The sequence below is a fragment of the Cytobacillus sp. FSL W8-0315 genome (assembly GCF_038002905.1).
In the GTDB taxonomy this organism is placed as follows: domain Bacteria; phylum Bacillota; class Bacilli; order Bacillales; family Cytobacillaceae; genus Cytobacillus; species Cytobacillus pseudoceanisediminis.
In genome coordinates this window covers 181,997-191,946 of sequence record NZ_JBBOOC010000004.1, presented here as the reverse complement: position 1 = coordinate 191,946, position 9,950 = coordinate 181,997, and the positions used below count along the sequence as shown (strand labels likewise).

Genomic DNA, 9,950 nt, shown 5'->3' with positions numbered 1-9,950 from the left:
AAGAGTTGAAGATCAGTATGGATCGGCAGCTCTTTTTTTCTTATTCGACTAACGAGTCAGTTTAGTTTAATAAGAAGAAGGATTATATGTTATTAAATGGAATATACACTTTATACTTTTATGAGAGGTGTATTTAATGAACATAAGAAAAGCTGTTTTAAATGATGCGAAGGGTATTGCCAAAGTACACGTTGATAGTTGGAGAACAACATATAAAAATATTATTTCAGATGAATTCTTAAATAAATTATCATATCAAAAACGAGAAGAGTTATGGATTAATAATATTCCAAAAGGAAATGTTTTTGTCGCAGAAAACGATAATGGGGAGATTGTTGGTTTTTCATCTGGTGGTATAGAAAGAAGTGGGAAGTATAAAGAATATCAAGGGGAACTAAGTTCAATCTATATTTTAAAAGAGTTCCAAGGGCAAGGAATAGGTAAGGCTCTTACAAATCCAGTAATTAAGGAATTAGAGAAATTAGGGATAAATTCAATGCTTGTTTTTGTTTTAGAAGAAAATGACTCAAGGTTATTTTATGAGACGATAGGCGGTAAGATAATCGATAAAATTGAAGTAGAGATTGCTGGAAAGAAACTCAAAGAACTTGTTTATGGCTGGGATAACATTAGGACTTTAAATGGTCAGTAAAAATTTCTTATTGAACTAGCGGGTGCAATCCTTAAAGATTAGCTGCAAATACAGCCGATCTTTTTATTTAACTAAACCAGCTAATAGTTTGTCAACATTTTTCATTTAAATGGTTTTTTATTGTGTGGTATCCTAAAAGTAAGCATGCTAAATAACCTTCCGTCAGAGCTCTTTTGGAAGGTTTTGAGCTATTTAGGTAGCTTTTCATTTTAAGCTATATCTTGGAAAATTGAATTGCTTTTTAAGAGTGCAAAAATCCAGTGTAACAGCTTATTGGCACAAGCAATGATGGCAACCTTGTATGGTTTGCCTTCACCACGTTTCTTATCGTAAAACTCCCGCAACTTCTTATTGCGTGGGATGATTTCCGGTGTTGTCTTCTTTTTGCGGGAATCACGAATCGCACAACGGACAGCCATATATAACGCGTGCCTAAGCCTGCTTGATCCTCTTTTTGTAATCCGGTTGACTGTTCCTTTAAATCTACCGGACTCAAAGATGCTGGGATCTAACCCGGCAAATGCCACAAGCTTTTTTGGATTGTTAAACCGTTCAATCTCTCCGATTTCAGAAATGATCGTTGCCGCGATCTTTTCTCCGATACCCGGGATGGATTGGATGATTTGATATTCCTCCATTTCTCTTGCCAAGGCATCTATCTCTGCTTCCAACTTCGATAGGTGCTTTTGGTATTCCAGAAGCATCTTTATATTCAGTTCAAGACTTGTGATATGACTTCGATATAGGATTTCCTTAAAAGGATTTCTGGAGGCTGCCTCGATGAGCTTCTTTGCTTGAGTGAATGCCCACTTACTTGAACGGCTTTTACAAAGCTCATCAATCCGGTTGGCCAGGGTGTCTTCTTCAACTCCCAATACTTCTTTGGATGTAGGGAATTCCATTAAGGTTAATAGTGAGACAACCGAATATAAGTCTCCAAATACATCTTCGTATTCAGGGAATACCTGATCAAGCACTGCCTGAAATTGGAGCTTTGTCTGTACATACATACCCGTCATATTTTCGTGTTGCCTCGTAAGATTGCGAAGGTTTAGAAGTTGAATCCCACGTTTTTTATAAGGCTCCAGTTCCTCTTTGTAGTAGAGCTCACACAAATGCCTGGCATCGATGATATCTGTTTTTACCTTCCGCAAGGAAGAACTTTTTGCTCGATAAGAGACAAGTGGGTTAACAATAATAAGCAAGTAGCCTCTTTCTTCAAAATATTGGACGACAGGTGTATGATAATGGCCTGTAGACTCTAAAACAATCGGTGGTTTAATCCCAGTATGATCTTCTATTTCACTAAGAAACTCACTTAATGTTCCCAGACCTTCTAGAGTATGAGGTACTTTAAAGCTTGTTTTATAAGGTTTTTTCTTATCCAAGAAAGCCTGTACCTGGCTTTCGCCTTTGGCCACATCTAGTCCAACAACAGGGTTCATTATTTTATCTCCTCCAAAAAATTATAAATTTGCCGGCAGCCCCTAGACCTTCTTGCAGTTTCATAGCTTCGCTTGTTATACGAGATCACTGTCCCAACCAGCCAAATCATGTTTAAGCAAGTAGGGGGTGAACAGTTTAGCTGACGGGATCATCCTCCCACGGGCAGGTGCGTTCTACCCCGGCTACCGTAATCATAAAACCATATAAAAAATGGTCAACCAGAAAAATCTGGCTGACCTTATAATACGAACGGGGCAGGTTAGTTTTTCAAGAATAGCTATTAAAGTAGATTTTTTTTCTGATTATTATCTTTTGTTAAATTAAGGGATAATTTTTAGTCTATGCAGAATATATTTATGAAGTATTCAAGTGAGGAGGATGAATATGTTTCAAACATTAGATGGTTTCTTTAAATTATGGAATTTTGAAGCAGATGCCACTCAGAAAATTCTTAATCAACTTACAGATGAGTCCTTATCCCAAGAAGTTACATCTCAAAATTGGACATTAGGAAGAATAGCTTGGCATACTGTAACAGCGATTGGTGTTATCTCATCTCGAACTGACCTTACCCTTGACGCACCTACAAAAGATTATCCTGTGCCAACCTCAGCAAAATTCATCTCTGATAGCTATCAACAAGCAAGGAATGCTTTTTCGCAAGCAGTAAAAAATCATTGGAGTGACAAAAATCTTAGTGATGTACAAGATGTTTTTGGGCAGAGATTGTCCAATCTAGAACTGTTAACTTTTTTGATTCAACATCAAATTCACCATCGAGGACAAATGACCATTTTGATGCGACAAGCAGGTTTAACCGTCCCTGGTCTTTATGGTCCATCAAAAGAGGAATGGGCTATGACAGGAAGGGAAGCTCCTAAAATGTAATTAAAATTTTGGGGAGATAAATAATATAAACTTTAGAACAAAGAATACGATAATATACATTAGGGTTGCTAACTGTAGCAGCTTCTATTTTATTAATACAAGATTGTGAAAGAATTATACTTAAGCTAAAGGGTGCTTTAGTTCAATAAGACATAGTAATTAAGAACTTCAACAATCGGGCGCTTTTTGAAATAAGAAATACGTTTTTTCTTTGTGAAGGAGCAAAATTGCTGGATAGGCTTTAGCCCTTTTCTGGTATAGTGTAATCTAAAATTTTTAAACAAATGCACTTATCACAATGGCTGTTTTATTTTAATGCCGTAATTCTGAAGTAAAAGCAGCCCAATTTCCCGCTCATAACATTGAGAAATTGGGCTTTGAACTTTCCTTAAAAAAACAATTCAATCTAAACCAAGACTTCTTGCGTGAAGGTGTATTTTCTTTCCACTTATTCTTCTTATCTCGAACTAAGCTTTATAACAGAATCTATAATCTGATTCCAGTCTTCACTATGAATCTCATGCCCAGTTCCATCAAGTGTCACTAATTCAGAATGAGGGATGGCTTTCTTAAGAGCAAGCCCGTGCTCGTATGGGAGAGCTGGGTCTTCTGTGCCATGAATAATGAGCACCGGTACACTGATCTCATCCATTCTATCGAAATATACGTCTCCACCTTGCAGCATGGCATGGTTAAATCTGCTCGGCAGATGTTTGGCGCGGTTTGCTTCTCTTGCAGCAAGTTTATATATTCTTTCCTGCTCGAAAGGTTTGGAGCCGGCTAAAGTTTTCCAGCCGCCCGCGAGATAAGCAATTGCAGCATCCCGATTCAACCAATCGACGGAAGCACTCTTCGCGTGGTAATCCAGTATGTTCTGATCCATTGGAGGCAGCTTTTCCATCTCAGTCCCGAACACACTTGATGCAATCAGCGTAAGCGTCAGTACACGGTCCGGATATCTTAAGGCAAGAATTTGGCCAGTTAGGCCGCCCATGGACATGCCAACGATATGTGCCTGCTCTATATGATAAGCATCCAGTACACCGGCCGCATCGTCAGCCAAGTCCGTTATTGTATAATTTGAAGTACCAGGTTCATAAATGGTCGATCGTCCCAGATCCCGGTGATCGTATCGAATCACAAATCTACCCTTATCAGCAAGGCGGAGACAGAATTCCTCATCCCACCAGTCCAGTGAAGTCATTGCGCCCATAATCAAAAGGATAGCTGGATCCTTAGCATTTCCAAAGCTTTCTGTACATATATCCACATTATTTATTTTCAGAATTCGTTCAGTCATTTTTTACCTCCGTATTATCTAATCATCGTTACTATGTCGCAGATCAAATTCTTTCCGGAGCATGGTTGCCCTGCGCCTGTTAATTATCTGTGCCGAATCCCCTTGATAATCATGACGTGGCCTCCTTTTAAATCTTATTTAACAAGGGACTCATCTCTATATTTATTCCTTAACATATGACTAATCACTAAAAAACCAAAATTCCCATGTGTTTTTTTTCTGGATATGCCACTTGTCATACTATATTTAGGCAGTGAATTAAATAGGTACCTATCTATGAGTTGCAGACTTCGTATAAACAGCATAGGGAGGCTGCTTATACGTATGTTTTCTGAAAAAACCTCTCCCTATATGTAGGTTACATGGACTATATATAAATTTCCCCTCAAATAAAAAATGGAAATCTTTAGCCGAAATTACTCTTTTTAAACTACTTTGTTTAGAGTAATGTAATAACGGAAGGTACATTTACCTTAGTAGATTATTAAATCTTATTTTGCTGCAGCCCAGTGAATCCACATCATCTTAAAGGAGGAAAAGAAATAGTATGTTGAAAGAAGTCATTCCCGTAAATGAGATTACTAATTTTAAGTCACGTGCAGAAGAGTTTTTTCCTATTGAGTGGTATAAGGACATGCTTCACCATCATCCCGTGTATTATCATGAACAAACGAATACATGGAATGTGTTTACCTATGAGGGTGTGAAACAGGTGCTGGGCAACTATGAATTTTTTTCAAGTGCCGGACCGAGAACAACGATATTTGTTGGGGCAAATGACAAGCATGAGAAAGCGTCGCCTTTAACAAATCTTACACTTGTAGATCCGCCGGATCATCGGAAAGGGCGTTCCTTGTTAGCAGCAGCTTTTACTCCCCGCAGTTTAAAGAATTGGGAGCCGCGCATCAAGCAGATTGCCGAGGAGCTAGTAGAAAACATCCAGGATAATAATGAAATTAATATTGTTGAGGCTTTAGCAGCCCCGCTGCCAAGTATGGTTATTGCAGATTTATTCGGCGTGCCGATACAGGACAGAGCTCAATTCAAAGAATGGGTGGATATCCTTTTCCAGCCTTACGATAAAGAGAGACTGGAAGACATAGAGCTTCAAAAACAGAATGCTGCGAAAGAATATTTCCAATATCTCTATCCGATTGTTGTTCAAAAGCGGTCGAACCTTTCGGATGATATTATCTCTGATTTAATTCAAGCTGAAGTAGATGGTGAAAAGTTTACCGATAATGAAATTGTGCAGGTGACCATGCTGCTTTTAGGCGCAGGAGTGGAAACAACCAGTCATGCGATTGCCAATACGTTTTATTCATTGCTTTATGATGATGAGTCTTTATATGGAGAACTGCGTAATGACCTGGAATTAGTGCCAAACGCAGTTGAAGAAATGCTCCGCTATCGTTTTCATATGTCGAGAAGAGACCGAACTGTGAAAAAAGATAACAATTTATTGGGCGTTGAGTTAAAAGAAGGGGATGTCGTTATTGCCTGGATGAGTGCATGCAATATGGACCATCGGATGTTTGAAGATCCTTTTTCTATAAACATACATCGTCCTAACAATAAAAAGCATCTAACATTCGGAAATGGCCCGCATTTCTGTTTGGGTGCACCTCTGGCACGCCTGGAAATGAAAATAGCACTGGAGACCTTTGTGAAGAAGTTCTCCAGCATCGAACCAGTGGAAGGGTTTGAATTAGAAAAGAATTTAACGGCATCAGCCACTGGCCAGTCTTTAACGAATCTGCCGATGAACGTGTATAAGTAAGGAATAAAGGCTCCCTTAAAGCAGGCACACTGACTGCTTTAAGGGAGTTTTAATATTGGAGAGGTAAAGGATGAGGCTGAAATGCCAGCTTCATTTTGCTAAAATAAGGGTAATTCTCTTGAAGGAGCATAAAGAATGACCATTCAAATATTTATATTAACCAAACTGATGGAGGGTAAGAATTATCCTTATAAGATAAAAAAGCAGCTTTCAGAGCCTATTCCATTTGATCAGCTAGCTGGATTGACAGAAAGCAAGCTGTACTACCATTTCGATTCATTAGCGAAACAGGGCTTAATTGCAACAGTCGAAATAATTAAAGAAGAACATCGGCCGGATAAACAAATATTTGAAATCACAGCTAAAGGCCGGGAAGAGCTGCCGAAAAAAATCTACAAATTGTTTGAAACGGCCGATTCGATCGGTGAAATGTTGGTGGGTTTAGCCAACATCAAATATGTAGATCAAGATAAAGCAGTCGCTATCCTTGAAGAGAAATTAAAGAGCTCCAAGGCTAAGTGGGAGTATTATAAAAGTTTTGAACAGCTGATTGAAAAAGACAAAGATAATGAGAAACTGATCGAGTTTCTTGGCGGGTATGTGTCGACCAAAGCAGAGCACTCTATTTATTGGCTGGATAAGCTGATTGGGCAGATTAGAGAAGGGAAGATATGAGGGGTGTTATAACTAATGTATTCACATGAATGTTAGATTAACAACCTTTTTTGTGCTATTGAGACAAGTTAAGAAAGCACATATTCATAAATAAAAAGGATATGTGCTTTCATTTTTATGTTCTTTTCTCTTTAGTGATAAATAATAAAATCTGGGTGATGACTGCCAGGATAGGCAATTCCAGCAGAGGGCCTACTACTAAGGTCAACGCAATCAAAGGCTGGTCTGGAAATGCAGTCATAGCAATGGCTAAAGCAATCGGGGAATTTCTGGCTAAAGTGGTCAAGCTTAAACTGGCTCTGTCGGAGTTCGGGAATCTCATAAGCTGTCCAGCTTTTTGACTGACAAAAAGATTAATCATAAAAAATAAAAGGATAGGTATTGTTATTTTCCACAGTAAATCTAAATGGTTAAGCAATAATTGTCCCTGTGACGCAAACATTGCCACGATGGCAAAGCTTAGAAAAATAATTGGCAGCACGCTAAGGCTGGATACAAGGCTTTCTCTTAACTGATCCTTGTTTTTTAAGAGTATCTTTGTTAAAACAGCCAGAACTAACGGTATGATTAATGCAACCAGAATACTTTCAACTAAAAACCCCAGTTCTATTACTCCTGTCGTTCCGCCAAAGATCAGAAGGCAGATAGGCAGCAATATGACCTGTAAGATTAAGTTTAGAGGCAGGATAGCAGTTGATAAGGCAACATTTCCTTTTGCTATGCCTGTAAAGATTAGGTACCAATCAGTGCATGGTGTAACCATCAGCATAATAAATCCAATATATAGTGATGGATTATCGCCTAAAAATACCATTGCCAGCAGCCATGCCAGGATGGGTGTCCAGACAAAGTTTATGAGGATTGAAGTGTATGTAAATTTTATGTTCTTAAAAGCTATCTTGATATCTTCAATAGGAATTTGTAAAAAAGTAATATATAGCATTGCTACTAATAAAGGCACAATAAAACTTTCCGCATTAGCCCTTATTAACTCTGCTTGCCCTATACTAATACCAAAAATCACTGCTAAAAATATTATAACAGTATATAATTTTTCAATTAAGTTCAATTTGACTCACAGCCTCTGAAAATATCTATGCATGATAACTTTAGCATAGTTACATTCGAATTGCTTATTTAAGCAGCGGGTGCTGCAAATCATTTCTCCATAATTTCTCCATATTTATTTGCTATTGTTTACTTTGGCAATAGTCATTTAAGCATGAAACTGAATAAGGATGTGAACAAAGGTGAAGGTAAAACTATTTCTGTCTGTCTTACTCATTTCAATAGTATTAGCTGGCTGTGGACAAGCCGATTCAAATGATGAGGCGGCTTTGAAGGCTGATAACATCAAGGAATTGGTGAATGATTATAGTGCAGGAAACATTAAGAGCGAGTCTGCTTCGATTACCTCACAGCAGCTACTGGTAAAAAAAGCGGATGGTGAAGAATTAGTCTATGATCTGCCGAAAGAAGAGTTTTTCGTTTCAATTGCACCTTACGTTAATGAAACCCACCCTTGAACTAATCATAGCTTGACAGGTTGTCAAGGTGAATTAGCTGATAAAGAGTTTGATGTATATATCGAAGATACGAAAGGCAATGTCATTTTGAACGAAAAAGTAAAGTCCCAAGCAAATGGATTTTTTGATTTATGGCTCCCAAGAGATGAAACATATCAAATAAAGATTAAGTATGATGGAAAAACATCGGAATCAGAAATTTTAACTTTTGAGAATGAGGGTACTTGTATTACAACCATGCAATTAACTTAAAGGGGCCTTCGGTTCATCGACAAAGAAGGTCCATTTTTTATGAACAGCTGCCAAGAGGCAGCTGTTTTTATTTTTAAAATGTGTATTCCTTTTTCTGGTTATTATATAATAATATTCAAATCAATATTTGAATAACTTTTGTGTGAGAGGAGTGAGAACATAATAAATTATGAAGTGGCCATTATTGGTGGAGGTCAGGCAGGATTAGCAATGGGATATTATTTAAAAAAAGAAAATGTATCCTTTGTCATATTGGAAAAAACTGGGGACGCGGGGGACTCCTGGAGGAAAAGATACCATTCCCTGGTTTTATTTACCCCACGCCGATATAGCAGTTTGCCTGGATTACAAATGGGAGGTTCATCAAATGAACTTCCAGCGAAAGATGAGATGGCGGACTATTTGATTGACTATGTTAAGCATTTTGATCTTCCAGTCATGCTTAACACTAATGTAATTAAGTTAAATAAACAGCCTGATGGTTCATTTCTCTTAGAAACTAATAGCGGGAAGATGATTGCTAAGCAAGTAATCATTGCAACTGGAGCATTTCAAAAACCATATATACCTAATGCCATAAAAAAGGGGGCAAATACCTTTCAGCTTCACTCTTCTGAATATCATTCCCCAGGTGAAGTGCCAGGAAGTAAGATATTGGTTGTGGGCGGCGGCAATTCCGGGGCACAAATCGCCGTGGAATTAGCAAAAGATAAGAGCGTCACAATAGCTGTTGGTCACAGTATGAAATTTTTGCCATTAACGATACTTGGAAGAAGTGTTTTTTATTGGCTGGATAAACTCGGTCTGCTGTTTGCAGGAAAAGATACAGTAAAAGGCAGCTGGTTTCAAAAACAGAAGGACCCGATTTTTGGAAAGGAACTGAAAGAACTCATAAAAGTCAAAAAGGTTGATGTAAAACCTAAAGTTTTACACATCAATGATACAGAAGTTCTATTTGAAGATCAGACTCGGAGGAAATTCGATAGTATTATCTGGTCCACTGGTTTCGTTCCTTCATACGACTGGATTAATATAAAAGGTGTCATCTCCAATGAAGGAAAACCAATACATAAAAGGGGGATCACTGAAGTTAAGGGCCTGTATTTTATAGGCTTACCCTGGCAATATCAGCGAGGCTCGGCTTTGATTTGCGGAGTAGGATTGGACGCTGAATATTTGCTTTCGGCAATTCTTTCTATTAGATCCCAAAAGTCAGGGTGCCTTTGTTGAGTAACTCCTGTGATGAGATTGAAAGAATTTAAACGGTATCCTGGTCTTTATTATTTTTTCATTTGATTGTTATTGATTGCAAATTTTGGTTTTTATTTTCCCTATGGGGCATGATTACATGGATTATTTCGATCGTGTCGGGACTTACCCTTTATAAACAAATAAGAGAGCCAAAATTGGTATTGTATTCTAGCCTTTTCA

General features: G+C 38.0%; 9 protein-coding genes. 6 read left to right on the top strand and 3 right to left on the bottom strand.

Annotated features, from left to right (window positions below; all coding sequences use genetic code 11):
- Window positions 1-136: 136 nt before the first annotated feature.
- Window positions 137-652 carry a GNAT family N-acetyltransferase gene (locus MKY20_RS28470; protein ID WP_341003644.1) on the top strand — a complete coding sequence of 172 codons (516 nt, stop codon included), beginning with the start codon at window positions 137-139 and terminating at the stop codon, window positions 650-652.
- Window positions 653-861: 209 nt separating this feature from the next.
- On the opposite strand, the gene MKY20_RS28465 is transcribed toward MKY20_RS28470, so the two are convergent.
- A complete protein-coding gene (locus tag MKY20_RS28465; protein WP_252222885.1) occupies window positions 862-2,097 on the bottom strand; it encodes an IS110 family transposase in 1,236 nt (411 codons plus the stop codon).
- A 385-nt stretch (window positions 2,098-2,482) separates the two neighbouring features.
- Between MKY20_RS28465 and MKY20_RS28460 the strand changes: the two genes are divergently transcribed.
- Complete coding sequence (locus MKY20_RS28460; protein ID WP_251174099.1) at window positions 2,483-2,986, top strand: DinB family protein; 504 nt, start codon at window positions 2,483-2,485, stop codon at window positions 2,984-2,986.
- A 457-nt stretch (window positions 2,987-3,443) separates the two neighbouring features.
- Here the strand turns inward: MKY20_RS28460 and MKY20_RS28455 are convergent, their stop codons facing one another.
- Window positions 3,444-4,286, bottom strand: a complete 843-nt coding sequence (locus MKY20_RS28455) for an alpha/beta fold hydrolase (protein WP_019379502.1) — start codon at window positions 4,284-4,286, stop codon at window positions 3,444-3,446.
- A gap of 547 nt (window positions 4,287-4,833) precedes the next feature.
- Between MKY20_RS28455 and MKY20_RS28450 the strand changes: the two genes are divergently transcribed.
- Together MKY20_RS28450 and MKY20_RS28445 are read left to right on the top strand one after the other, a co-directional pair.
- Window positions 4,834-6,066 (top strand): cytochrome P450, encoded by a 1,233-nt coding sequence (locus MKY20_RS28450; protein WP_019379501.1) that lies wholly within the window; start codon window positions 4,834-4,836, stop codon window positions 6,064-6,066.
- A 135-nt stretch (window positions 6,067-6,201) separates the two neighbouring features.
- On the top strand, window positions 6,202-6,741 hold the full coding sequence (locus MKY20_RS28445; RefSeq protein ID WP_009335261.1) for a PadR family transcriptional regulator: 540 nt from the start codon (window positions 6,202-6,204) through the stop codon (window positions 6,739-6,741).
- Between the two features lie 115 nt (window positions 6,742-6,856).
- Here the strand turns inward: MKY20_RS28445 and MKY20_RS28440 are convergent, their stop codons facing one another.
- Entirely contained in the window at window positions 6,857-7,810 is a 954-nt protein-coding gene (locus MKY20_RS28440; protein WP_071157912.1) for an arsenic resistance protein, read from the bottom strand.
- Between the two features lie 181 nt (window positions 7,811-7,991).
- On the opposite strand from MKY20_RS28440, the gene MKY20_RS28435 reads away from it, so the two are divergent.
- Window positions 7,992-8,519, top strand: coding sequence for a CueP family metal-binding protein (locus MKY20_RS28435; protein WP_341004471.1), 528 nt, complete (start codon window positions 7,992-7,994; stop codon window positions 8,517-8,519).
- A 174-nt stretch (window positions 8,520-8,693) separates the two neighbouring features.
- On the top strand, window positions 8,694-9,749 hold the full coding sequence (locus MKY20_RS28430; protein WP_258753391.1) for a flavin-containing monooxygenase: 1,056 nt from the start codon (window positions 8,694-8,696) through the stop codon (window positions 9,747-9,749).
- Window positions 9,750-9,950 lie beyond the last annotated feature (201 nt).